Below are 26650 nucleotides of genomic sequence, written 5' to 3'. Positions count from 1 at the left end.
TCCCAACGATCCATGACCCGCCTGACGCCATCCCCTTCCACGAACACGCCAAACGTCCCACACTCTGTTGATGTCAGTTCTTCTCAACCAATTTTTGAGACGATCTCTTATCAACAATGCCGCACAGCATTATTGCAGCGCAAGGAAATCGCATTGCTGGATGTGCGGGAAGAGGCGCCGTTCGCAGAAGCTCATCCGCTATTTGCTGCCAATATGTCACTGTCTCGAATTGAGTTGGATAGTGCCGCACGCATACCGCGGCTTGATACGTTGATTGTCGTGTATGACGATGGCGAAGGCCTTGCGAGAAATGCTGCGCAGCGTTTACAGCAACTTGGCTATCGCAACATCAAGTTGCTGGATGGCGGTTTGGCTGGCTGGCGCAGCGCCGGTGGTGAAATCTTCCGCGATGTGAATGCGCCGAGCAAAGCCTTCGGCGAACTGGTTGACGTACAACGTCACACCCCTTCGCTGTCGGCGCCAGAAGTGCAGGCGCTATTGAATGCCAATGCGGATGTGGTGGTTCTGGATGCGCGTCGGTTTGATGAATACAACACGATGAGTATTCCCACTGGCATCAGCGTACCTGGCGCAGAATTAGTATTACGCGTGCAACAGCTTGCGCCGCGCCCCGAAACCCGCGTCATCGTTAATTGCGCTGGACGCACGCGCAGCATCATCGGCACACAATCTCTGGTCAATGCGGGTATTCCTAACCCGGTTTCTGCACTACGCAACGGCACGATAGGCTGGACGCTGGCCGGTCAAACGCTGGATACCCGCAAAACTCGCCAATTTGCCGACTCTGGTTCGCTATCGCCTGAGGATCACGCGCAGGCGCAACGTGCAGCGCGCAAAGTGGCTGATAAGGCGCGCGTATCAAGAGTATCGTTACAAGACGAGTCCCAAACATTAATAGAATGGAAAAAAGACAACACGCGGACGACTTATCGCTTCGACGTGCGCACGCCCGAGGAATACGCAGCCGGTCACCTTCCCGACTTTCGCTCTGCTCCGGGTGGGCAGCTCGTGCAAGAAACCGATCACGCTGCGCCGGTGCGCGGTGCGCGTATCGTCCTGTCCGATGATGACGGCGTGCGCGCCAATATGACCGCATCCTGGTTAGCGCAAATGGGATGGGAAGTGTTCGTCATTGATGGTGCTGGACCGCAAGACTTCACGCAACAGGGTACGAACGCCGATAACGATCAAGCCTTTCTGCCGCCTGTACCAACCGCAAACAGTGTGACAGCGCAAGGGCTTGCGGCTTGGTTGGAAAATGACCTGCCAAGCAACGCCGCCGAGGGCGAAACGGTCATCCTTGATTTCACCAGCAGCGCCAATTATGTCAAACACCACATTCCCGGGGCTTGGTTTGCACTCCGCTCGCAACTCGCCGCCGCGCTGGATAACGTTCCGCCAGCATGTCGCTATGTACTCACTTGCGGCACGAGTTTGCTGGCACGCTATATCCTCAAAGACCTGCAAGCGTTAACAACGACGCCGGTGTGGCTGCTAGAAGGTGGCACATCCGCGTGGATTGCAGCCGGGCTTCCCCAAGAATCTGGTGAATCAGCGCTGGCATCGCCGCGAATAGATCGCTACCGTCGTCCTTATGAAGGTACCGACAATCCAGCCGCTGCCATGCAAGCCTATCTCGATTGGGAGTATGGCTTAGTGGATCAATTAGCGCTTGATGGGACGCATGGTTTTTTTGTCATTTAAAATGACAGCATGAAGTCTCAGACTTCGCGCTGTATCTAGTCTTGGCATTCATCCTTACGTTATTCGTGCACTGATGTGGTTGTCGATTAAAATGTGTCTCCAATAGAAAACGTCGCTACACCCGAAAAGCCGGGCCGCGTGACGTTTTTACTATTTTTGATGCGATGAAATGACAATGACCTCCACTCCGAGCGCAACACTTTCCGAACCAGTCTGCGACCTTATTACCGAGACGGTTGTCGGTAAGGCAGCAAACCATCTCCGCGACGTATTATCGATAGCGATCGAACACAGTCCAGCGCAGGCTGCGTTAGTGGTGTTTGATACCCGCTCTACTCTCTCAGTAGCGTTGACGCAAGCGTATCGGCGATGCCTTCCAACTGCCACCTTTATCGACTTCGACGCAGTAACGCCCGAAGTAGTGCTTGCCTCTTTTACACCCCTTGCGCCGAACGATTTGGTGATATTGATTCAATCCACCAACTTTAGGCTTGAAGCGTTTCGACTGCGCGTTGAACTTTTTAAACGCGCATTAAAGGTGATAGAACATCCTCATCTTTCGCGCATGACCGGACCAGAAGCGCTGTATTACATCGACGCATTGGCCTATGACCCGACGTACTATCGCGACGTTGGGGTCGCACTGAAGGCGCGCATTGATAGCGCGAGCATCGGCGTCATCGATAGCGGCGGCGAAATCCTGGTTTTTGACTCGCCATTTGAATCTGCAAAACTCAACATTGGTGACTATAGCGGCATGAAAAATGTCGGCGGTCAGTTTCCTATTGGTGAGGTTTTTACCGAAGCGCAAGACCTGGAAGCAGTCAATGGCCGCGTACGTATTTTTGTTTTCGGCGACACGCAATTTCACGTCAACAAACCCGCTACGCCGATCACGCTGGTGATCGTCAAAGGCCGCGTGACGGAGGCCATTGATTCCACGCCTGAGTTTGATCAGGTGCTGGCAAACATCCGCGCGTCCGAAGGCGAAGTCTGGCTGCGTGAACTTGGTTTTGGTATGAATCGTGCATTTTCGCAAAACCGTATGGTGAGCGATATTGGCACTTATGAGAGGATGTGCGGCATACATTTATCGCTGGGCGCTAAGCATGGAGTCTACAATAAAGCGGCAATTAAGCGCGCCGATGCCAGATACCATATTGACGTCTTTGCGGTGACGAACACGGTCACCCTCGACGAGTGCGTTATTTACAGAGATGATGCCTGGCAAGTTTGATGGCTATGGCGTAGATTAAATACTTGCCCGCAAAAAACTGTCTCAAGCTGCCATAAAGTAGGTAATATTTGTGACAATTGCTCTCTTTTTCTGCTTCTCGCATTTAAAAGCGAGTTTTGATACACATTGGAAAGATATGAAAAACACCAGTCCAGTATCGGAAACAAGCACTGATCTCCCTCCTTCGCCAACATTGGCGGCATCACTCGCCGCATTGGACGATTTTCGGGTCATCCATCCGAAAGAAGTCGTGTACGTACTGCGCCAACTCGCGCACCAAAAAGACCCACTAAGTATTTCCTTCGGCAGATCAGGATCACGCATCATCACGCGTATTTTGGCAGTCGATGAAACGACAGGTTCTTTTTTCTACGATTACAGCGGCAGTGATGCTGAAAATCAACAGCATCAGGAGTCTGGAGAAAATCTGTTTTCGAGCTTGCAATCCGGTGCGCATATCCAGTTTGTTTGCGGCCATCCCGAACCCCAGCTTTATGACGGCCTGCCAGCATTTAAGTCGCAATTACCGGAAAGTCTGTATCGCATCCAACGACGCGAACACTTCCGCGTAGAGACACCGACGAATAATCCCTATATTTGTACCGCCACCTTGCCGGATCAACGCCGGATGTCGTTCTACATTGTCGACTTGTCACCATCGGGGGTTCGACTTCGCTCGACCGATGCCAGTATCGGTGAGCTTGCTATTGCTATGAACCTAACAGACGCCACGTTCGACTTTCATGATTTGGGAAAAATGACTTTGGATATACAAATCACCTTTATTCATAATAGCCAAACGTTTAATGATCCGGTTTATCACTTCGGGTGCCGGTTTTTGACTGTTCCTAAAGACCAGGAAGCGAATTTGCAGCGCGTGATTACGCAATTAGAACTGCGCCTAAACCGCAGTTGACCTGCGTTCGATAAGTTCGTTAATCTACGCATAGACGCTATTCATAACAAAATCGCCATTGCTTGCCGCTTTCTATCAAAACAGGCAACGGCTACAAGAAATAAAAAGGCGTGAGCCATTGCCCCGTTAAATAGCCAACAAACGCTTCCTGTGTTGGCTATAAAACGGTCCTTATCTTTCATTTTCTTTCAATAACCGGGACATTATCTGAGGTTCGGCGCTTTTCTTCGATTTGTCGCGGGTTTACCACTTATGTGTCGCGAGGCAACCGCCGACGTAGCTTTTTTTTGCTATCGGGCGGAGATTTGGTAAGATCGTTCATTCCAAGTTTTTTTGGATACGTTATTTTTATGCATGCCAAACTGATTCCTAACCCTATTTGCGAGTCGTTAGCGGCCTCTGGTTGCACTGTGGTTCGCTTATTCAATCTGTTGCTTTATGCCCAAAAATAAGACACGCAAGCCAATTGAAATAAAGATAGCAACGGTGGTAGCAGTTTCAGTCATTCTTCATGACGTGGATCTTGCCGTTTTAGATGACGCATTAAAAGAGATGACCGGCGGCAATGCGGACTTTTTTGACAATGAATTTGCCGTAATCGACATCGCAGCTTTGGGCGAGTCAAATGACTACATTGAATGGAGCGCCCTCGTCAAACTGCTGAAAACGTATCAACTTAATGCAGTTGCAGTACGCAATGCGCCGGATACCATTCATCCTGCGATTATCGCGAATGGCCTCAGTATTGATACCGTCATCGCGCCCAGAGCAGAACCCAATGCCCCCGCTGTCCAACCGACTGAGGTGCTGACTATAAACGCCCCAGAGGTGGTGGTATCCCAGCCTCCGGCGACGCTAGCCACATCGGCGGCTACACCACTCCAGCAACCCATGATCGTCGACACGCCAGTGCGCGCCGGTCAACGCATTTATGCCCGTGGCTCCGACCTGATCATTACAGCGATGGTCAATAACGGTGCCGAAATCATTGCAGATGGCAGTATCCATGTTTATGCGCCCTTGCGCGGCCGGGCGCTAGCGGGTGCCAGCGGCGATACCAAAGCACGTATTTTCGCCACTGCGATGGAGCCTGAACTGGTATCGATAGCGGGTGTATATCGGACCTTTGAACATGGGTTTCCTGCAGAATTGAAGGGACAGGCGGCACAAATTCAGCTTAACGGCGACCGAATTGATGTGATATCACTTAATTCGCCTTCCAGATCATAGTTTTAATTCTTAAAAAAATAGGAGTTTTCGTGGCAAAAATCATCGTTGTAACATCTGGTAAAGGGGGCGTCGGCAAGACGACATCCAGCGCCAGCTTTGCCTCAGGCCTGGCCATGCGCGGTCATAAAACTGCTGTCCTGGATTTTGATGTTGGCCTACGCAATCTTGATCTGATCATGGGCTGCGAACGACGCGTAGTATATGACCTGATCAATGTAGTTAACAACGAAGCAACACTTAATCAGGCCTTAATTAAAGACAAACATTGCGATAACTTGTTTATTCTTCCAGCATCACAAACCAGAGACAAAGACGCGCTGACCGAAGAAGGCGTTGAACGTGTATTGAACGATCTGGCAAAAATGGATTTTGAATTTATTGTATGCGACTCGCCAGCGGGTATTGAACGCGGTGCGGTAATGGCGCTGACCTTCGCCGATGAAGCCGTCATCGTGACCAATCCCGAAGTATCGTCGGTGCGTGATTCAGACCGGATTTTGGGGATCATTCAGGCCAAGTCGCGCCGCGCTCAAAATGGCGGAGAACCAGTCAAGGAACATCTGCTCATTACCCGCTACTCACCTAAGCGCGTTGAAGCGGGTGAGATGTTATCTCATACCGATGTGCAGGATATTTTGCGCATTCCTTTGATCGGTATTATTCCTGAGTCAGAAGCGGTGCTACACGCATCAAATCAAGGCAACCCGGCCATCCACGTAAAAGGTAGCGATGTCGCTATGGCTTACGAGGATGTGGTCTCCCGCTTCCTTGGCGAAGACGTGCCGTTGCGCTTTGCCAACTATCAAAAACCGGGCTTGCTCTCGCGCCTCTTTGGAGGGAAGTAATATGGCTCTACTCTCGTTCTTGTTCACCAAGCAACCGAAAAGCGCATCTGCCGCTAAGGAGCGCCTGCAAATTATCATTGCACGTGAGCGTAGCGGTCGCCAAGGTCCTGATTTTTTACCGGCACTCCATAAAGAATTAATTGAAGTTATTTCCAAGTACACAAAAGTCAATGCCAGCGATATCAAAATTTCACTGGATCGCCAAGGTGACCTGGAAATATTAGATGTTAATGTTGTGCTGCCTGATATTTGAGTCCATCTACTTTTACAAGTAGCGCTCTGCCAAGTCTTTACCTGCGGACGCCTGTCGCGTCCGCTATTTCCTCACTATTGATCTCGTAAGTTGCGTGCTTTGCTCGATTAGCGCCTCAAAAATATCGCTTCAGGTCACCTCCCAGAATAATGTTGCGATAGAGTTAATATTGTAACGCGTTAATTTTCAGTATTTCACATTTCTACTATAATGGCGTTAGTGCAGCTGTGGAAAACGTACACAATGCCACACGTACATTACAAAAATGTTCATATAGAGCATCTATCAAAGAGTGATAAGTGTTAACATAAACTCATTACCGCCGACACCTCAACAACAGCGAAGCTTGAGACTAGGGAAAACGCAGGGACACTCGCTATTTCATCGGCAGTCAGGATACTGGCCAAGCTATCGGCTCTAACTGGCTTACAATAATTAACACTAAGCCAATAATAGAAAACTATGAGAATTGCTGTCCTTGACGATGATTTGAGCCAAACCGATCTGGTTTGCCAAGTCCTGACCGCTAGCGGCCATGTTTGCCATCCTTTTCAAAGCGGCAAAGAAATCTTGAGCCAGTTGCGACGAGAGAGCTACGACATGCTCATCCTCGATTGGCAAGTGCCCGATCTCAGTGGGTCCGAAGTCTTGCACTGGGTGCGAGAGAAATTGCCGCCCGAACTGCCGGTGTTGTTCATGACCAGTCGCTCTGGCGAGGATGACATTGTGGCCGGACTCGCGGCTGGTGCTGACGACTACATGATCAAACCTATCCGCCGTGGTGAACTGGTGGCGCGGGTACAAGCATTATTACGTCGCGCTTATCCCATTCAAAATGCGAGCGAGGAAATTACGTTCGGACACTACATATTCGAAACCCGCGCTGCACGCCTGACCGTCAGTAGCGTGCCAATTGAAATTACGCAAAAAGAATTCGATTTAGCGCTGCTTTTTTTCCGCAACATGGGTCGTCCGCTATCGCGTGCATACATTCTCGAAGCAGTGTGGTCGCGTGACATCGACATTCCCTCGCGCACGATGGATACGCACGTTTCACGGGTTCGCAGTAAGCTACAATTACGACCAGAAAACGGTTTTCGACTTGCACCTGTGTATAGCTACGGATATCGTTTGGAACAACTGTCGGAATAATGCGCGAATGCGCAAATCACGCGTAAAACGGTCGTCGGAGAAAAAATGCAGCATTACATCGAACACCCGACGTACAGCAGGAACCCCAAAAAAAAGACGGATCAAAAGACGAATTTTGAGCAATTATGGCGAGGCAGTTTATTGTTGTTATTAACGGGCCCCTATTTACCGGTTTTTGCTGCTCCATCGATAAAATTGGACGCTGACTCATTCAGTGTTGCGCCCTCCACCATCACGTATCGGGCACGCAAAGGCGATACGCTAAGTACGATTGCCGAGTACCTGACGACCACGAGTCGTAACTGGGTTGCGCTCCAAAAGATCAACAAAATTCCTAATGAACGCACCATTCCCATCGGCACACCGATCCTTATTCCTGTGGCATTGCTGGAACAAATTCCCGCTAGCGCAAGAATAGTTGCTTTCTCGGGGGCTATTAGCGCAAATACCGCCGACGGAAAAGATATTCCCCTGGCAATTGACACAACGCTTCAGGAGGGTGCGCGCATTGAAACTGGCCCCAACAGTTTTATCACGCTGGCGCTTGCAGACAACTCACGAGTAGCTTTGCCCTCCAACAGTCAGATAAAACTCAGCCACTTAAGAAGCGCCCGGTTCACACAAAGCCCGGTTACGGAGATTACGCTTGTACGTGGACGCGTTGATTCTCGGGTATCCCCGCTGAAAGAAAATAAAGGACGCTTTGAGGTCCGCTCACCACTTGCCGTTGCTGGCGTTCGTGGCACCAATTTCAGGGTCAATGTCAGCGATAACAAGATGGCAACTGAGGTGTTGCATGGCGCCGTTGCCGTAGCCAAAAACAATCGCCCTGCGGGATTGCCCTTACAGGCTGGACAAGGATCAATAACCGATGCGCAAGCAGTAAGCAAGGCAGTGCCATTGCTTCCAGAGCCAACGCTTACGGGAAACTCTGCTTTACAGCAACGACCAACCGTGCGCCTTACCGTGGATCCATTGCAGGGTGCGCGGCGCTATCGGGCACAGATTGCGACCGATCAGGCGTTCCAGAATACGTTGTCCGAAATAGAGTCTGATACCGTTGAAATCAGACTTGATGGGCTGATCGACGGCAACTATTTTGCACGCGTGACCGCCATCGACAATCAGGGTCTCGAAGGTTATCCATCCATCACCGCATTCAAACTCAAAGCCCGCCCGGAACCTCCTTTTCCTATCGGTCCAAAAGGAAAGGCGCGAATTGCCAATCCATCCTTAAGCTGGTCCGAAGTCCCCGACGCCATTCATTATCATATCCAGATCGCCTCCGCTGACCAGTTCACACAACTGGTCAGCGATGATGCGACCCTGACATCCGCGCAATTCAGTCCACCAAAATTGGCACTTGGTCCTTATTTCTGGCACGTCGCAACCGTGGTGACACGAGACGGCAAAGATGATCAGGGTCCTTTCGGCGATGCGCAGGCGGTTACCCTGATGGCGCCATTGGAACTACCAAAAATTGAACCAGCCGGCAGCACACTGGCTTTTAGGTGGCACGGGGAATCCGGTCAAACATTTGTGATTGAAATAGCCCGTGATGCTGCGTTTACGGCGCTTTTTTTGACGCAAGAATCAACAGCTCCGGAAATTTCGATCGCAAATCCGCCTAACGGGATTTACTTTGTGCGCGTCAAGGCGATTGATTCTGATGGCTACACTGGCGAGTTTTCTGAAGCCCAAAAAATCGTCATTGGCGGATTGTGGAGAACCAGTGACGGTGCACCGCTCATCAATACAGGTGATATCACGCCAACTGGCTTTTAAAACGCCACCAACGGAAACCACCCATTTCGGAGCATAGAATGGTCGAACCGACCAGCAGTGCCTTCATTGGCAATGTTAAACGGGTAGCGTTACGTCAATGGCTGGCGCTCACCATCGCATTACTCTCGCTCACTGCGGCGCTCGGCTATCAAAACGGTTTGATGCAACTTGATCTTCCGCTTTATGACCAATTTATGCGCTTCAATTCGCGTCCCGCGCGCGATGACATTATTATTGTCGGAATTGACGATTACAGTATTTCCCAACTTGGACGTTGGCCATGGCAGCGCACTCTGCATGCGCAGGTTATCAACACGATCATGCAGGCCAGACCAAAAGCAATTGGTCTGGACGTGATCATGACGGAGCCTGAAGCGCTCACGACTGCCACCTCACCCAATAATGACGCAGCACTATCGCAGGCTTTACAGGCCAGCAATAAGGTCGTGTTGCCGATGGTCACGGCGATGATGGGAAGTGGCGTCACAAGCCTGTTGCCCATCCCGGAATTTCTGCACACTACACGCGCCATTGGTCATATTGATCTGGAGCTTGATAAAGATGGGGTGGCACGCAGCGTATTTCTAAAAGAGGGCCAAAATGGCATTTGGTGGTCACACTTTGCGCTGGCTTTAGCTGACATTGGCGGGCAAGCGGTGACCGATTCTCGCGGCGAATTGCCTGGTGCGCATCTAAGCGCAGGCCGGCATGACAATCATCCTCTTGATCCCCTTGGCAAGGACAGCAGCGTCGACAACAACTTAAAAGGATCGACGGATGCAAACGGCCCCACGGTGGCGGCGGGACAATGGCAACGCGACTATCAAATGCATATTCCTTACGCGGGCGGCTCTGGACTATTCCGCTCGGTTCCATATGTTTCGGTCCTCAAAGGCGAGGTGCCAAAAGATTTTTTTAAAGATAAATACGTCTTGATAGGCGCCACGGCGGTCGGCATGGCGGACGCTTTTCCCACACCTGTTTCGGGAACATCGGGGGTCATGCCGGGTATCGAGATCAACGCCAATATTTTAGCCAGTTTGCTGGACCACAGATCCATAAACATCGCGCCAACCCTCCAGACTACCTTATTGAGCATACTCCCGGTATTGCTCGCGTTATTCAGTTACTTGCTGCTCACCCCTCGCTTTTCCTTATTCCTGACCGCCGTACTGATGGCGACCACCGTCGCGGCCAGCTACTTCATGTTCACCCATGGATTGTGGGTCGCACCCAGTGCAGCCCTGATAGGTACGGGGCTAACCTATCCGCTGTGGAGTTGGTGTCGTTTGGAAGCAGCTATTTCCTACCTCGGACAAGAATTTATGCTGCTAGATCAGGAGCCGCATTTATTACCCGAAGCAATCCTTCCCGGCAACGTACTTTATCAAGGTGAAGACGTACTCGAACAGCGTATCAACGCGATGCGCACCGCGGCGCGCAGGGTGCGCGACTTACGCCAGTTCATTTCTGACAATCTCGATAGTTTGCCGGACGCAACATTGATCACCACTATTGATGGTCGCATCGTTGTCGTCAATCGGGTGGCCAATGATTACTTCGCAACATTGAACATCCATAACATTTACGGCGCAAACCTGCCGCCATTGTTTTCTTACATCGCATCACCACCGTCATTTGAAACCGCGCCGCATCATCCGTTCTCGTGGCCCGATTTGCTTGACATCCAGTATCAGCCCGCTCTCGCAAATGGCACTTCCGTTCAAGACCAAAAAGGACGCGATTTATTAATCAAGAGTGCGCCCTGCTATTCGGCCAGACAGATTCTTAGCGGCTGGATTGTCAGTATCGTGGACATCTCCAGTATTCGTGCCGCAGAGCGCAGCCGGGATGAAACGTTACGCTTTTTATCGCACGATATGCGTGCACCACAAGCATCAATTTTAGCGTTATTGGAACTACAAAGTGACCCGTCTTCAGCGTTACCTCAAGAGGAATTTTTCTCCAGAATCGAGCGCGCCTCCCGCAAAACCTTGGGACTGGCCGATAACTTTGTCCAACTGGCACGCGCTGAATCAGAGTCTTATCGGCTTGAAGAAGTCGACTTTCAAGACGTTGTTTTGGATGCTAGCGACGAAATGTGGACACTAGCCAATAACAAAAAAATCACCTTGATTACAAAGATCGCGGAGGGCGAATTTATTACTAAAATTGACCGCTCCTTGATGGCGCGCGCCTTGTGCAATCTGATTTCTAACGCGGTCAACTACAGTTCCGCAGGAACGACCATCACGTGTAGCCTGCTCTACAGTGTAGAAAAGGGATCCGACGGCACACCTTTGCACGTCATTTGCCAGGTGCAGGATCAAGGCTATGGCATTGCGGCCGCCGATCAGGCAAAATTATTTCAACGTTTTCAGCGCGTCAACATTCCTGACCAACCTAAAACAGACGGCGTAGGGCTTGGCCTTGTATTCGTCAAAACAGTGATCGAACGCCATTTCGGCACGTTATCTTTTTGCAGTGTTGTTGGCGAAGGCACCACATTTACCATTATCTTGCCCTTGTCGACAGTCTGACTAAAGGGATATTTTGTTGCGCCAAAAAACATTTCGGGGCTTAATTTGCCGGGAGCGTCCCATGTTCGTTGGCAATCAATTCTTGTATATTATTATCATTCCATCAAGAAATGCGCACTTAATCTCAACAGCCACGCTGCGGGGTATAATGTCGAGCTATAAAGAGTCCCCTTCTTTCCTCTTGAGTTGTTACCAAAATGCACTTGCTAGCCGTCGGACTTAACCACACCACCGCGCCCGTTTCATTGCGCGAACAGGTGGCTTTCCCTGCTGACCAGATTGGTCAGGCAGTTACGGCGGCGCGTGCATGGTTTAGTGACAACAGCGCGTCCGGTGTCACAGACGAAGCAGCGATTTTATCGACGTGCAATCGTACCGAGTTATATGCCGCAAGTGACCTGTCCGGCAGCGTAATCGGGACGAACGAAGCCCGCAACATTGACACGGCAATTGATTCCACCGCGCATTTTCTGGCGCATTATCACAAGCTTTCATACGCTGATCTGCGTCCGCATTTGTATACATTGCCGCATGACCACGCGGCACGTCACGCTTTTCGCGTCGCCTCCGGATTGGATTCAATGGTGCTGGGCGAACCGCAAATCCTCGGTCAGATGAAGGATGCTGTGCGCCATGCGGAAGCCGTCGGTGGCCTTGGGACTTATTTACATCAATTATTTCAACGCACTTTTGCTGTCGCAAAAGAGGTTCGCAGCACTACCCAAATAGGCGCGCACAGCGTCTCAATGGCTGCCGCTGCTGTACGCATGTCGGAACGGATTTTCGACGCCATTTCAGGTCAGAACGTGCTGTTTATCGGTGCTGGAGAAATGATTGAATTATGCGCCACGCATTTTGCCGCGCAGAATCCAAAAACTCTGACCGTGGCAAATCGTACGCTTGACCGTGCTGAAATATTGGCGCATCGCTTTAGCGGTCAAGCGCTACGCCTGGCCGACTTGCCAGATCAGTTAGGCAACTACGACATCATTATTTCATGTACTGCGTCGTCGCTGCCGATTATCGGTTTAGGCATGGTGGAACGCGCGGTCAAAGCGCGTCGCCACAAACCAATGTTTATGCTCGATCTGGCCGTACCGCGTGATATCGAAAGTGAAGTTGGTCGCCTTGACGACGTATTTTTATACACGGTGGATGATCTGGCCTCCGTCGTCCAGACCGGTATGGAAAGTCGTCTGGCCGCTGTATCGCAAGCCGAAGCCATTATCGAAACCCGCGTGCAATCCTTCATGCACTGGATCGACACGCGCGCTGTTGTCCCTGTGATTCAGGATCTGCATGAAAGCAGTGAGTTAATGCGAATGCTGGAGTTGGAACGGGCACGCAAGATGCTCGCCAAAGGTGAGGACATCGATACCGTTCTTGAGGCACTGTCTAAAGGTCTCGCTGCCAAATTTCTGCACGGACCACAACAAGCGCTGCACAATGCACAAGGCGACGAACGTGCTCGCCTCGCAGTCCTGCTGCCACAACTATTCCGCAGCAAGCGTTAGCGAAGCCATCCGCTATCGTCTGCCACTCAGCATATTGAGTCGGCACATCCTGTTTTTGCACAATATCTTTTTTGCTCACCATCCGCAGCGATTCCCTCGTTGCAAGCCACCAAAGTACGCTATGAAGCCATCAATGCTTGCCAAGCTTGACCAATTGTCGAATCGACTGGTCGAGGTTAACGATCTGTTAAATCAGGAAGAAGCGACTTCCAACATGGACAGCTATCGTAAGCTGTCGCGTGAACACGCGGAGTTGGGGCCGTTAGTTGCTCTGTATTTAAGCTATACGCAAGCCGATGCTGATGTCCAGACCGGCATGGGCATGCTGTCGGACCCTGACATGCGCGAATTTGCGCAAGAAGAAATCAATAGCGCCAAATCTCGCATGGAGCAACTGGAAGCAGATTTACAAAAAATGTTGCTGCCAAAAGACCCTAACGACGAACGCAATATCTTTCTGGAAATTCGGGCAGGTACCGGCGGCGATGAGTCAGCTCTCTTTGCGGGAGATTTATTGCGCATGTACACGCGTTTTGCAGAACGCAATCGCTGGCAGATCGAAATGGTATCGGCATCGGATTCCGAAGTCGGCGGTTACAAAGAGGTAATCGTGCGCCTGGTTGGATTTGGCGCTTACTCCAAACTGAAATTTGAGTCAGGCGGGCATCGTGTGCAACGCGTACCAACCACGGAAACGCAGGGCCGAATTCACACCTCCGCTTGTACCGTAGCGATCATGCCGGAAGCAGATGAAGTTGCAGACATCGCGATCAATCCGGCAGATATCCGTATCGATACCTATCGCGCATCCGGTGCCGGTGGTCAGCATATTAACAAGACCGACTCGGCGGTCCGTATCACGCATCTCCCCACCGGAATCGTGGTCGAATGTCAGGATGATCGTAGCCAGCACAAAAATAAGGCGTCCGCGCTAAAAGTCCTAGCCGCTCGCATCAAAGATGGCCAGTTGCGCGAACAACAATCGAAAGAAGCCGCAACCCGCAAATCGCTGATCGGCTCCGGGGATCGTAGCGAGCGGATACGCACTTACAATTTTCCGCAAGGACGCATGACGGATCACCGTATCAACCTGACGTTATACAAACTCGACCACATCATGGATGGCGATCTTGAAGAATTAAGCAATGCGCTGGCAGCCGAACATCAGGCTGAATTGCTGGCCGCCCTGGCTGACGAACGATAAAACAAACACTCAAACCAAGCTGGCATGTCGGAGGCGCAGCCTGCGATCAGTCGAATTCACTTCTTCGCAGGACGCTGCAATCCGGCGTTGCCCGGCGGGGTGAAAAATCCGCTCGTTAAGGTTTTTAGAGTCACCTTTAAGGTAAGCTGATTTATACTGATGCATGACAAAATGCAACCAAATGCCGCTGTAGAGTTCCAAGTCTGAGTATGAATATTAAATTGGGTTGTATCACCGCTTCAAGGTTTCAAAGCAATACGCTACGAACACACCACGCCTGTAATGCGTTGATCGACATTAACCATCCTCAATAAAAAAATGAAATCATCTAAACACATTTTGCTAGCCGTCGCTTTTATCGCCCTTGCACTGATCGGCGCCGCCCTCTATTTGCAACATGTTAAAGACATGCAGCCGTGCCCTCTTTGTGTGATCCAGCGTTACGCCTTTGCGATCATCGCATTGATTTGTCTGGTTTCGGCCAGCATGCCCGACAGTATTCGTAAAGCCAGTGCGGCGATCGGCATGATCGCGGGTCTTGGTGGTGCTGCAACCGCGGGCTGGCATCTGTGGGTTATTGCGCACCCTGCAACGACTTGTGGTCGTGACGCGCTGGAAGCCCCGTTAAACGCATTGCCGACCGCCACCCTGTTGCCATCCGTCTTTAAAGTCGACGCCTGGGCCTTATGCTCGGCTTCTTACGATGCAATTCTCGGTTTATCCATTCCGCAATGGTCGTTGTTCTGGTTTGTCGTATTGACCGTTATATTGGGTAAAGTTTTGCTCAAACGCACTAACCACGGCGATTTTGAATGACTGATAAGCAACAAACGACGCCGTCCGCATCATCCCAAACGGCATTCGCTATCGAGCACGGTTTCAGCGTTGCGGGGATTCTTAAAACCGCGCCACTGGAACCGCTCGAGAATCGCCTGCTGATCATGCACGCGCTAGGTCTTACCCGCACACAACTGATCACACAAGATCAGCGTAGCGTCGACGCTCAGCAAGCGGCGCTTTTAACGCAGCTGTTCCGTCGCCGCATGGAGGGCGAGCCGATTGCTTACATTCTCGGTGAACGGGAATTTTTTGGACTCATGCTGGAAGTGACGCCAGACGTTTTGATTCCCCGCCCAGACACCGAATTGTTGGTAGAGCTGGCGTTAGAACGCCTGACCGATGCACAACCAAGTCAGAACATCACGCCTCAAACCGTCTTAGATCTCGGCACCGGTTCTGGCGCTATTGCTATCGCTATTGCGGCTACGCGCACGCATGTGCAGGTCACGGCAGTTGATGTCAGCATCGAAGCGTTAGCGGTCGCACGCCGCAATGCTGCGCGCCATTTGGCTTTACGTGCCGACAAATTCAATCTGGTACATAGCGACTGGTACGCGGCCCTAAATACATCAGATGCACTAGGCAAATCAACGCCTCAGCGTTTTGACATGATCGTCGCAAATCCGCCTTATATTGTTGAGGGCGACCGCCATCTCTCGCAAGGCGATCTGCGCTTTGAACCGCTTAACGCACTTACCGATCATGCAGATGGACTAAGCGCCTTGCGCATCATCGCTAACAATGCGTCGGACCATTTAAATCAAGGCGGATGGTTGCTCATGGAGCACGGCTATGATCAGGCCGAAGCCGTCATCGCGTTATTGCAGACGCTGCCGTTTGAAGCGATACAAAGTTGGCAGGATTTAGCCGGGATTGCACGTGTCAGCGGCGGGCGCTTAAAAAGCGCAGCCGAGATAAGACATGAACCAATCACGCCAAACCCCGATTGAAAAAAGCGCGAACATTACGTCCAAATGCTCGACCCGCATTTTATACAGGCAGATTAAATTTTATAAATATACTTGCCGTAAGAAAATAGCAAATGAACATCCCTTGTGGGGCGCTCACGGAGACTAAAGCACGTAACTACTCGTATTTCATTCCCAATTCTCATCATCTTTTTACAAAAACCATGTTTTTAAGCTTGTCAAGACTAGCGAATTTATCTGAATTGCGTATGATCGCTTTCTTGTCCAACGCCTGAATCTGATTCTCTAGACACCCATGCTGCCTTCGATCGAACAACGTCTTGCCCTAGAACTCGCTGCCAAACCAGCCCAAGTAGCCGCTGCTGTCACCCTGCTGGATGAAGGTGCGACGGTGCCATTTATTGCCCGTTACCGCAAAGAAGCCACTGGCGGCCTCGATGACATTCAGTTGCGCCTCCTGGAAGAGCGTCTGCGCTATCTGCGCGAGCTCGAGGCACGCCGTGCCGCTATCCTGAGTTCGATTGAGGAACAGGGAAAGATGACACCGGCATTGCTGAGCGCCATCTCGTTGGCGGAAGACAAAACCCGTCTCGAAGATCTGTACTTACCGTACAAATTAAAACGCCGCACCAAAGCTCAGATCGCGGCTGAAGCCGGTTTGACCGAATTGGCCGATGCGCTGTTATCCAATCCAGAATTGCTACCGGAAGAGGAGGCGATTAAATATTTCAAGCCCGCTTTCAGCACCGACAATGGCGACAATCCCGGCGTCGCCGATGCCAAGGTTGCGCTTGACGGCGCACGTCAAATTCTGATGGAGCGTTTTGCTGAAGATGCATCGCTGCTGCAAGCCTTGCGCGAATATCTGACAGAGCACGGCGTAGTCGAATCTAAAGTGATCGAAGGCAAACAAGACGCTGGCGAAAAATTCGCAGACTATTTTGACTACTCCGAAACCATCGGCACCATTCCATCACACCGCGCGCTGGCGTTGTTCCGTGGGCGGCGTGAAGAGATGCTGAACGTGGTCTTGCGACTCAATACCGAGGAAGAAAAGCCAAAGTGGGACGCACCACACAATCCCTGCGAAGGGCGTATTGCCGCGCGTTTCGGTATCAGTAACAAAAATCGTCCCGCCGATAAATGGTTATCCGACACCGTACGTTGGGCCTGGCGCGTCAAAGTCTTCATGCATCTGGAAACAGAGCTGATGACCAACCTGCGCGAAAAAGCCGAAGTCGAGGCCATCCACGTTTTCGCGCTCAATTTGAAGGCGCTTTTGTTGGCTGCACCAGCCGGACCACGCGCCACCATGGGCCTCGATCCAGGATTGCGTACCGGCGTAAAAGTCGCGATTGTCGATGCCACTGGCAAAGTAGTCGGTACCAGCACGATCTACCCCCATCAACCACGTAACGACTGGGAAGGTTCGCTGCACACCTTGTCGCAACTGGCGGAAAAACATAACGTTTCGCTGATTTCGATCGGAAACGGCACAGCCTCGCGTGAAACCGATAAGCTCGCGCAGGACTTGATCAAACTACGCCCTGAACTCAAGTTGACCAAAATCGTTGTTTCAGAAGCTGGCGCATCGGTCTACTCAGCATCCGAATTCGCTTCACGCGAACTACCAGACATGGATGTATCGATACGCGGTGCGGTGTCGATTGCCCGCCGCCTACAAGATCCGTTGGCCGAACTGGTCAAAATAGATCCAAAATCAATTGGCGTTGGGCAATATCAGCATGATGTAGGTCAAACCCAATTGGCGCGTTCGCTTGACGCTGTGGTCGAGGATTGCGTGAATGCGGTCGGGGTTGACGTAAATACGGCATCCGCACCATTGCTGGCCCGCGTATCTGGCCTCAATTCCAGCGTCGCGCAAAGTATTGTGACTTATCGCGACATGAAAGGGATGTTCACCTCACGCGCCGGTTTGCGCGAAGTGCCTCGTCTTGGCGATAAAACATTTGAGCAAGCCGCCGGATTCTTGCGCGTCATGAACGGCAATAACCCACTCGATGCGTCCGCAGTTCATCCTGAATCGTATCCGTTGGTCGAAAAAATTCTGGCCGACATCAAAAAGGATGTGAAAGGCGTCATTGGCGACGACAAACTATTGAAATCGCTCAATCCCGCCAAATACGCCGACGAGAAATTTGGCGTACCGACTATTACCGACATCCTCAAAGAGCTGGAAAAACCAGGTCGCGATCCCCGCCCTGAGTTCACCACCGCCACTTTCAAAGATGGCGTAGAAGAAATGCGCGATCTGCGCCCAGACATGATATTAGAGGGCGTTGTCACCAACGTTGCAGCGTTCGGCGCATTTGTAGACATCGGCGTGCATCAGGATGGATTAGTCCATATATCTGCATTATCCAACACCTTCGTCAAAGATCCGCACAGCGTGGTGAAAGCCGGACAAGTCGTGAAGGTGAAAGTACTGGAAATCGACGAAAAGCGTAAACGAATTGCGTTAACCATGCGATTGGATGATAGTGCGCCGGTGCCGGGTAGCAAACCGGAACAACGCGGGGACCGTAACGACGCCAAACGTCTTTCCCAGCATCAACGACAACAATCCGCACCAGTTGCCGCATCGGCAAATAGCGCGATGGCTGCGGCATTCGCCAAATTGAAGGGCTGAGTCCGGGTCTGGCGGATGGTAACGCCAGACTTTGGCTGATGAAAATGGACGCGGAGTGTGCAAATTGCTCTGCCCAACTTCATCGCGCACAACAAGTATTACACCTAAATAGTGCCAAAATAAGTCCATGATGCATAAACGAAGCAGCCTTCCAAGGCTGACGTCGTATAATGTTGGCATTTACGATTTTAACGATTACGAACAGGTCTTTATTTTGTCCGTCGCTCTCAATATTCCAACTCAGCAGTCCATCATGAACCCGATCCTGACCGATATGGAAGCGGTTAATGCGGTCATTCGTGAAAAATTGCATTCCGAAGTTCCTTTGGTCAACCAGATTGCTGAATACATCATCAGTGCTGGCGGCAAACGCCTGCGTCCCGTGCTGGTACTTCTGATGGCACAGGCGTTTGGTTATGAGGGGTGCAAGCACCATGAACTCGCCGCAGTCATCGAATTCATCCATACCGCGACCCTGTTACATGACGATGTAGTCGATGAATCATCGTTGCGCCGTGGTCGCAAAACTGCGAATGCGATGTTTGGTAATGCTGCGTCGGTCCTCGTGGGAGACTTTTTGTACTCTCGCGCTTTCCAGATGATGGTTGATGTCAGCAATCCACGCGTCATGCAAATCGTCGCTGATGCCACCAATGTCATCGCAGAAGGTGAAGTGCTGCAATTGTTAAACATGCACAATCCGGATGTCAGTGAAGAGCGCTATCTGCAAGTTATTCGCTCCAAAACTGCAAAGTTATTTGAAGCGGCAGCCCAAATAGGCGCGCTCATTGCGGGTGCAAATGATAGTGCAATTGACGCGGCGGGCGAATACGGCCGCTCACTGGGCACGGCTTTCCAACTCATTGACGACGTGCTTGATTATTCTGGCAATGCGGCAGATATCGGAAAAAATGTGGGAGACGATTTGCGCGAAGGCAAACCCACCCTTCCACTGATCTATTTAATGCAGCATGGCAACGGCGAGCAGCGCGCGCTGGTACGCAGTTGCATCGAAAATGGCGACGAGCAACATTTTGATGCTATTCTTTCAGCAATAACAAATTCTGGAGCGCTCGATTACACGCGAGCCGAAGCGAAAAAATCAGCACAGCTAGCCACCGCTGCGATTGCAAAGCTGCCAGAGAGCGAATATAAAACCTCGTTGCTAGAGTTAGCGTCGTTTGCAGTGGACCGCAATCATTGAGCTAATTAGCGCAGTTACATAACTGAGCTAAGTAACTGAGTTGATTAAGTAACTGAGTTGAAAACCAAGTAAAAACATTAAGTTTAACAATGCGTTGAAGCAACGAGTTCAGTCATTAAGTCAGACTCCGTAAGCGGTAAAGAAGCAACCAAGAAGTGCGCTCAAAGCCTCTCACCAGTGCTATCACAACAAGTAGTATCCATTCAGGAAAATAAGGAATACCGGAGTGAAGTTCTGGATCGCATAATGTGTTTGTATGTAATCCGACCTCAAGAAAAGAGTTGCTTTTTTAACTCAACATCTTTCACTCCATGTAAAAATGACCATCTCTACTTTCCCTTCCACATACCTTATACGGTGACCCTTTGGATGCCGTTCCCTTATGGGTGCAATTTCTTGCACTTGGTTTACTAATTTTATTGTCGGCTTTTTTCGCCATGTCGGAAACAGCGCTGATGGCGGCCAACAAACATCGTCTGCGGCACCTTTCCAAACGTGGAAGCAAAGCGGCGACTACCACAATGTGGTTGCTTGACCGCACCGACAAACTGTTATCCCTTATTCTCATCATCAATACGTTGGTGAACGCGCTTGCCACGGCGTTGGTGACTGCCATTGCCATCAATACATTTGGCAATCACCAAAAAGTCATCACCATCGCGACCGCTTGCGTTGCGTTCCTGTTAATTGTATTTGGTGAAATCACACCCAAAGTCATTGGCGCGACCTATCCCGAGCGTATCGCCCTTTTCACCAGCTTCATACTGAAACCCTTAATGACGTTGGTTAAACCCATTATCTGGTTCGTCAACTTATTTGTATCCGGCATATTAAAAGTATTGCGCATCAAGACCGGCAAGCACGCTCAGGATTTGCGTGTATCGCCGGAAGAGTTGCGTTCAATCGTTCTAGAGGGCGGCAATTTTATGCCGCAAAAACATAAAAGCATTCTATTAAATCTGTTCGATCTCGAAAAAATCTCGGTCGAAGATGTGATGACACCCCGAGCACAGGTCGAAGCATTGAATCTATCGGTTTCGGTAGAGGAAATTCAGCATCAATTAACAACCTGTTATCACAACAAATTGCCGGTATATGAAGGTGAAATCAACCAGATCGTTGGCATTTTGCACGTGCGCAAGGCAATGGCACTCCTCAACCAAGAGGACGAACTCACCGTTGACCATTTTCGCGCACTGCTAACACCGCCGTATTTCGTACCGGAAGGCACCGACGTCTTTACCCAATTGCAATACTTTCAAGAAAACCATGAGCGCCTCGGAATCGTCGTTGATGAATATGGTGAAGTGCATGGCCTGGTAACACTAGAAGATATTATCGAAGAAATGATCGGCGAGTTCACAACCTCCAAACCAGGTGCCGCGCGCGCTGATAGTTTTGGTTGGAATGATAAAGGTGAATGCCGTCTTGAGGGCGTCACATCGTTGCGTGATATCAACAAACGTCTGGGCTTAAACTTTCCGATCGACGGACCTAAAACACTCAATGGGTTGGTACTCGAATGGCTTCAGGATATTCCTGAAAATACCGTCAGCGTCAAAATTTCTGGTTGTGTGATCGAAATCACGCAAGTACAGAATCAGGCAATCAAGGTCGCCAAGCTCATTCGTCCTGCCAACCACTTACGCAGCAAATAGCCCATCCCGCGTTATAAAGCATGCAACTCTTCGCATGGCAATCTGGCTAGTGACTTGCGACAGGATTTAACTAGTCAGACTATTAAGTAAAGGATGTTATTTACTATAGACAACTTTATAACAACACGTTACTTAAGTAATCGCCTAAAACTACGACAGAATCGCGCACAAAGTCTTTACAGAACAGTTTCGCAAAGGCATGATCGTCGGTATGGCGGTTGCCCGAGTAGCTCTTTTTACGTAAATTTTCTATGGTTGCAGTTCTTCCTAATATTAATCTAAGCAGTCCAATGTCCGGATTGGCGCGTGCACTGGTGCAGGCCGGACGACTGACAGTCGATCAAGTTGACGGCTTACATAAAACCGCCAGCAATGAACAGATGCGCTTTATTGATGCATTGCTTGCAAGCGGGCAATTGGATGCCTCAGGCCTTGCGCAATTTTGCGCAGAAACGTTTGGCTATCCACTTGTGGATCTCGCCGCCTTTAATATAAGTCTGTTACCTGCAAAAGCCATTGACACCAAGTTGATGGAAAGTCAGTCAGTTCTGGCCCTGGCAAAACGCGGCAACAAAATTTATGTCGCGATTTCAGATCCAACAAATACGCAGGCGCTCGATCAAATCAAGTTTCATACAGAGTTGATGGTCGAACCGATCATTGCCGAACATCCCGCCTTACTAAAACAGATTCAAAAGTACACGAAAAGCAACGAGCAAACCCTCAACGAAATGATCGGGGTTTCGGACGACATAAACTTCGTAGAGGAAGACGCTCCGCTTGCGATTGATGCACCCAATGAAATCGACGACGCGCCGGTAGTGCGTTTTTTGCAAAAAATATTAACCGATGCCATCAATCAAGGTGCGTCGGATCTTCATTTTGAACCGTTTGAAAAGTTTTATCGCATTCGCTTCCGTGTAGATGGGGTCTTACGCGATATGGCCCAACCACCGTTATCGATCAAAGAAAAACTCGCCTCTCGCATCAAGGTTTTGTCAAAACTGGATATCTCCGAAAAACGCGTGCCGCAGGATGGCCGCATGCGACTTGTTGTGTCCAAGACCCGTGCAATCGATTTTCGTGTAAGTACCTTACCAACCTTGTTCGGTGAAAAAATCGTCATGCGGATTCTGGATGCAAGTCAGGCCCAGATGGGGATCGATGCACTTGGTTATGATCCCGAGCAAAAAGAAATTTTGATGGAAGCCATCCAGCGGCCATATGGAATGGTGCTGGTCACAGGACCAACCGGTTCAGGTAAAACCGTCTCCCTCTATACCTGCCTGAACATTCTCAATCAGCCCAGCATCAACATATCGACGGCTGAAGATCCGGTCGAGATCAACTTGCCCGGCGTCAATCAGGTGAGCATCAATGATCGTACCGGACTGACATTTCCAGTGGCGCTTAAGGCTTTCCTGCGACAAGATCCCGACATCATCATGGTTGGTGAGATCCGCGATTTAGAGACGGCGGATATTTCGATCAAAGCCGCGCAAACCGGGCATATGGTTTTTTCTACGTTGCATACCAACGATGCGCCATCAACGCTGACACGACTGATGAACATGGGTGTAGCACCATTCAACATTGCGTCATCCGTGATCCTGATCACTGCACAACGTTTGGCGCGGCGACTATGTAGTTGTAAACAACCAGTCTCTATTCCGGATGAAGCACTGATCGAGGCAGGCCTCGCAGAGGATGATCTCGATGGTACCTGGACGCCGTATAAACCGCTTGGCTGCGAGCGCTGTAATGGCACGGGCTACAAGGGCCGCGTTGGTATCTATCAAATTATGCCGATTACCGAAGCGTTAGAACGTATCATTCTGACGCATGGTACCGCGCTGGAAATTGAGGCACAGGCAAAACTGGAGGGAGTCCGCACTTTACGTCAATCAGGTTTGATCAAGGTCAAACAAGGAATGACCAGCCTCGAAGAAGTGCTCGGCTGCACCAATAACTAGATGCATGAATAGGACTTACGCAATATCGTTCCAGTACGACATACCAATGAAAACATGGCAACTGTAAGGTTAGCAACTACCGCGAAACCAGAGCGATCTGAACAACTTGGATGATTTTGCGTAAACCCTGATAAAGAGGAAGAAAGTCATGGCAACTGCTACACCAAATGCGCGAAACACCACAAGTGCGCGCCAGGTCAAAGAATTTATCTACGCCTGGGAAGGTAAAGACAAAAAAGGACGATTGGTCCGCGGTGAGATGCGTGCCAGCGGTGAAACGCTGGTCAATGTTACGTTGCGCCGGCAAGGCATTTTGGTCGTCAAGCTAAAGAAAAAGACATTCCGCAGCGGCAAAAGAATTTCCGAAAAAGACGTCGCGTTATTCACTCGTCAATTGGCAACAATGATGAAGGCTGGCGTGCCGCTATTGCAATCATTTGACATCGTCGCCAAGGGACATGCCAATCCATCTGTGTCGAAGCTAATTAACGATATCCGGGCGGATGTGGAAACCGGCACAAGTCTGAATCAGGCCTTTCGAAAATTTCCGCTCTACTTTGATCCACTATTTTGCAATCTGGTCGGCGCGGGTGAACAGGCAGGTATTCTCGAAGATTTGTTGGCGCGTCTGGCCACGTACAAAGAAAAAACACTCGCCATCAAAAGTAAGATCAAATCGGCCATGTTTTATCCGGTATCAATCCTGGTCGTCGCCTTCGTCGTCACCGCAGTTATCATGATTTGGGTCGTTCCTGCGTTCAAGACCGTATTCGCGAGCTTTGGCGCTGACTTACCCGGCCCAACGTTGGTTGTGATGGCGATATCCGACTTCTTTGTTGCAAACTGGTACTTCATCTTTGGCGGTATTTTCGGCGGACTGTACCTGCTGTTCCAATCATGGAGACGCTCATTAAAAGTACAGCGCTTTATGGATGTTGCCCTATTAAAAGCGCCCATCTTCGGTGCCGTAATACGTAAAGCGACCATCGCACGCTGGACTCGCACACTTGCCACTATGTTTTCGGCGGGCGTTCCTTTAGTAGAGTCGCTGGACTCCGTCGGTGGTGCTTCCGGCAACGCAGTCTACCTGGACGCGACCAAAAAAATTCAAAGTGAAGTCAGTACAGGTACCAGTTTGACAGTCGCCATGCAAAACTCCGAAGTGTTCCCCAATATGGTGACGCAAATGGTCTCAATCGGTGAAGAGTCCGGTGCGCTCGACCAAATGCTCGGTAAAGTCGCTGACTTCTATGAGGCTGAAGTGGATGATGCAGTGGCATCCATGTCGAGTTTGATGGAACCTTTGATTATGGTCATCTTGGGCGTCCTGATTGGCGGACTTGTCATTGCGATGTACTTGCCGATCTTTAAACTCGGTGCGGTGGTGTGAATGTTTGCAGCTTTCAAGATGGAACTGCATAAACTGTCTGCACGACTTTCAGATGGTGACTGCAACAGGTATCGCTTTCATCAATTCATTTGGTCAACCAGGCAGCATCTTCAGTCCGTTTATGGTCGGAAAAGTGAAGGAAACCACTGGCAGTAAGACAATTGGATTATATGTAATCGCTGGTGTGTTTGCTAACCACATTGCTGATGTTGTGCGGACGGCCGCAGCGCTTGCATTTCCGCGAGAGTTAATCCAACTCCGTTATGCCGTTGATGCGGTTAGCATAGGCCGCCTGGAAACCAGACCGAAGCCGCCAACGCTTCCAGAATGCACCAGATGCTCGAAATGCTCTGTTAGCGGAGTGGCGTTGACCGGAAACGTGGAAAAGGCGATCGCAGTTGCCAGCTTGATGCCTGAGAAGGTTGGCGCACCACCGCGCCAACGGCAATACGTGGTCGAAGTCATGCACGATATCGCCTCTCAACGCAAAGAACTGCGCCTTCAAAACGGCTCCTGCCGAATCGTGTCGTCGGATTTTATTCTTTAGTCTGCCCTGCCCCGGCTTTCTGCCGCCGCAGCGTCGGGAGGCCAACACCGGTGGCGTCAAAGCCTCCATCAACCGCCACGACCTGCCCGTTGACATAGCTGGCCTCGTCGCTACATAGAAATCCGACGACGTTGGCCATCTCTTCGGTGGTGGCATACCGGCCTAGTGGAATGGCGTCGTAGTAGTCTGAACGGATCGCCGCACTGTGGACCAGCTTTGCCATTTCAGTTTCGACCGGACCGGGTGCGACGGCATTGACACGCACACCGACACTGCCGAATTCGACCGCGTACTGCTTTGTCATGTGGATCAGCGCAGCCTTGCTGGTGCCGTAAGCCATGCGTAGCGTGCTGGCTCTCAAGCCCGAGATTGATGCGATGTTGACGATAGCACCGCCTCCGTTGTTCACCATCAGCGTGCCGAAGGCTTGCGAGCAAAGGAATACGCCATCGAGATTCGTTGCCATAATTGCGCGCCACTCGTCAAAGGACATCTCTAGCGTCGGCTTGAAGATAGCCACGCCAGCGTTATTCACCAGCGCATCAACCTGGCCGAACCTTGCGATCACTTCTCCGGCGGCCCGGTCAACCTGCGCAGGATCAGACACATCACAGTAGACCGCTAACACATCATCGGGACGATCGATCACCGCCACGGTTTGGTCCAGAATGGCGTTTTCCCGATCCAACAGGACGACCTTGTAGTCATGGCGAAGAAACCATTCGCCAATGGCGCGTCCAATCCCTCGGGCACCTCCTGTGACGACGGCAACACGAGATGGTGCGTGCGTATTCATATAGTCCCTTTTGTGAATATGATAATGGTCGATAAGCAGTGTGCGTAAGGACAGAAAATTGGTGATTATGATGCTGAAATGATTAATTATGAAGGAGATAAATACCATGCGCTGCAACCGCGTTGGTTGCAATAACCTTGCACGCAATCTCGTTTTCACAAAAACAATTTATCTTGAATTGAGAAGGCCAACCATCCTACTACCCAGACCGACATAAAAGCAATTCTAGTTGCACAAAAATAGGCTGACGACGTAGCTTCCA

20 protein-coding genes are annotated in these 26650 nt (G+C 50.6%); 19 read left to right on the top strand and 1 reads right to left on the bottom strand.

Going from position 1 to position 26650, the window contains the following annotated elements; genetic code table 11:
• Positions 1-12: 12 nt before the first annotated feature.
• The 19 genes from RGU75_RS09855 to RGU75_RS09765 all read left to right on the top strand — a co-directional run bounded on the left by RGU75_RS09855 (position 13) and on the right by RGU75_RS09765 (position 25592).
• On the top strand, positions 13-1725 hold the full coding sequence (locus RGU75_RS09855) for a rhodanese homology domain-containing protein (RefSeq protein WP_322235429.1): 1713 nt from the start codon (positions 13-15) through the stop codon (positions 1723-1725).
• A gap of 169 nt (positions 1726-1894) precedes the next feature.
• Entirely contained in the window at positions 1895-2962 is a 1068-nt protein-coding gene (locus tag RGU75_RS09850) for a hypothetical protein (RefSeq protein ID WP_322235426.1), read from the top strand.
• 136 nt (positions 2963-3098) lie between these two features.
• Positions 3099-3878 (top strand): flagellar brake protein, encoded by a 780-nt coding sequence (locus tag RGU75_RS09845; protein WP_322235424.1) that lies wholly within the window; start codon positions 3099-3101, stop codon positions 3876-3878.
• 438 nt (positions 3879-4316) lie between these two features.
• Positions 4317-5108, top strand: coding sequence for a septum site-determining protein MinC (gene minC, locus RGU75_RS09840; RefSeq protein WP_322235421.1), 792 nt, complete (start codon positions 4317-4319; stop codon positions 5106-5108).
• Positions 5109-5137: 29 nt separating this feature from the next.
• On the top strand, positions 5138-5953 hold the full coding sequence (minD, locus tag RGU75_RS09835; RefSeq protein WP_205322277.1) for a septum site-determining protein MinD: 816 nt from the start codon (positions 5138-5140) through the stop codon (positions 5951-5953).
• Between the two features lies 1 nt (position 5954).
• Positions 5955-6206 (top strand): cell division topological specificity factor MinE, encoded by a 252-nt coding sequence (gene minE / locus RGU75_RS09830; RefSeq protein ID WP_322235418.1) that lies wholly within the window; start codon positions 5955-5957, stop codon positions 6204-6206.
• 462 nt (positions 6207-6668) lie between these two features.
• Complete coding sequence (locus RGU75_RS09825) at positions 6669-7358, top strand: response regulator transcription factor (RefSeq protein ID WP_322235416.1); 690 nt, start codon at positions 6669-6671, stop codon at positions 7356-7358.
• Positions 7359-7403: 45 nt separating this feature from the next.
• Positions 7404-9143: a FecR domain-containing protein gene (locus RGU75_RS09820; protein WP_322235413.1), complete on the top strand. Its 1740-nt coding sequence runs from the start codon at positions 7404-7406 to the stop codon at positions 9141-9143.
• Positions 9144-9181: 38 nt separating this feature from the next.
• Positions 9182-11683 carry a CHASE2 domain-containing protein gene (locus RGU75_RS09815; RefSeq protein ID WP_322235411.1) on the top strand — a complete coding sequence of 834 codons (2502 nt, stop codon included), beginning with the start codon at positions 9182-9184 and terminating at the stop codon, positions 11681-11683.
• Positions 11684-11880: 197 nt separating this feature from the next.
• Positions 11881-13197 (top strand): glutamyl-tRNA reductase, encoded by a 1317-nt coding sequence (gene hemA, locus RGU75_RS09810; protein WP_322235408.1) that lies wholly within the window; start codon positions 11881-11883, stop codon positions 13195-13197.
• A 121-nt stretch (positions 13198-13318) separates the two neighbouring features.
• Positions 13319-14401: a peptide chain release factor 1 gene (gene prfA, locus RGU75_RS09805; RefSeq protein ID WP_322235405.1), complete on the top strand. Its 1083-nt coding sequence runs from the start codon at positions 13319-13321 to the stop codon at positions 14399-14401.
• A 318-nt stretch (positions 14402-14719) separates the two neighbouring features.
• A complete protein-coding gene (locus RGU75_RS09800; RefSeq protein ID WP_322235403.1) occupies positions 14720-15217 on the top strand; it encodes a disulfide bond formation protein B in 498 nt (165 codons plus the stop codon).
• A complete protein-coding gene (gene prmC, locus RGU75_RS09795) occupies positions 15214-16191 on the top strand; it encodes a peptide chain release factor N(5)-glutamine methyltransferase (protein WP_322235402.1) in 978 nt (325 codons plus the stop codon). The genes RGU75_RS09800 and prmC overlap by 4 nt, the downstream gene beginning before the upstream one ends.
• Positions 16192-16465: 274 nt before the next feature.
• Complete coding sequence (locus RGU75_RS09790) at positions 16466-18820, top strand: Tex family protein (RefSeq protein WP_322235400.1); 2355 nt, start codon at positions 16466-16468, stop codon at positions 18818-18820.
• Positions 18821-19073: 253 nt separating this feature from the next.
• Positions 19074-20024: an octaprenyl diphosphate synthase gene (gene ispB, locus RGU75_RS09785; protein WP_322240401.1), complete on the top strand. Its 951-nt coding sequence runs from the start codon at positions 19074-19076 to the stop codon at positions 20022-20024.
• Between the two features lie 365 nt (positions 20025-20389).
• Positions 20390-21682, top strand: coding sequence for an HlyC/CorC family transporter (locus RGU75_RS09780; RefSeq protein ID WP_322235397.1), 1293 nt, complete (start codon positions 20390-20392; stop codon positions 21680-21682).
• Positions 21683-21933: 251 nt separating this feature from the next.
• Complete coding sequence (gene pilB, locus RGU75_RS09775; RefSeq protein ID WP_322235394.1) at positions 21934-23655, top strand: type IV-A pilus assembly ATPase PilB; 1722 nt, start codon at positions 21934-21936, stop codon at positions 23653-23655.
• A gap of 148 nt (positions 23656-23803) precedes the next feature.
• Positions 23804-25045, top strand: a complete 1242-nt coding sequence (locus RGU75_RS09770; protein ID WP_322235392.1) for a type II secretion system F family protein — start codon at positions 23804-23806, stop codon at positions 25043-25045.
• A 52-nt stretch (positions 25046-25097) separates the two neighbouring features.
• Positions 25098-25592, top strand: coding sequence for a hypothetical protein (locus RGU75_RS09765; protein WP_322235389.1), 495 nt, complete (start codon positions 25098-25100; stop codon positions 25590-25592).
• Here the strand turns inward: RGU75_RS09765 and RGU75_RS09760 are convergent.
• Positions 25582-26388: an SDR family oxidoreductase gene (locus RGU75_RS09760; protein ID WP_322240398.1), complete on the bottom strand. Its 807-nt coding sequence runs from the start codon at positions 26386-26388 to the stop codon at positions 25582-25584. The genes RGU75_RS09765 and RGU75_RS09760 overlap by 11 nt on opposite strands.
• Positions 26389-26650: the final 262 nt, after the last annotated feature.

Origin of the sequence: Glaciimonas sp. CA11.2 (assembly GCF_034314045.1) — a bacterium.
Lineage (GTDB): Bacteria > Pseudomonadota > Gammaproteobacteria > Burkholderiales > Burkholderiaceae_D > Glaciimonas.
Note: the sequence above shows the minus strand (reverse complement) of the source record. Positions and strands in the feature narration are given on the sequence as shown.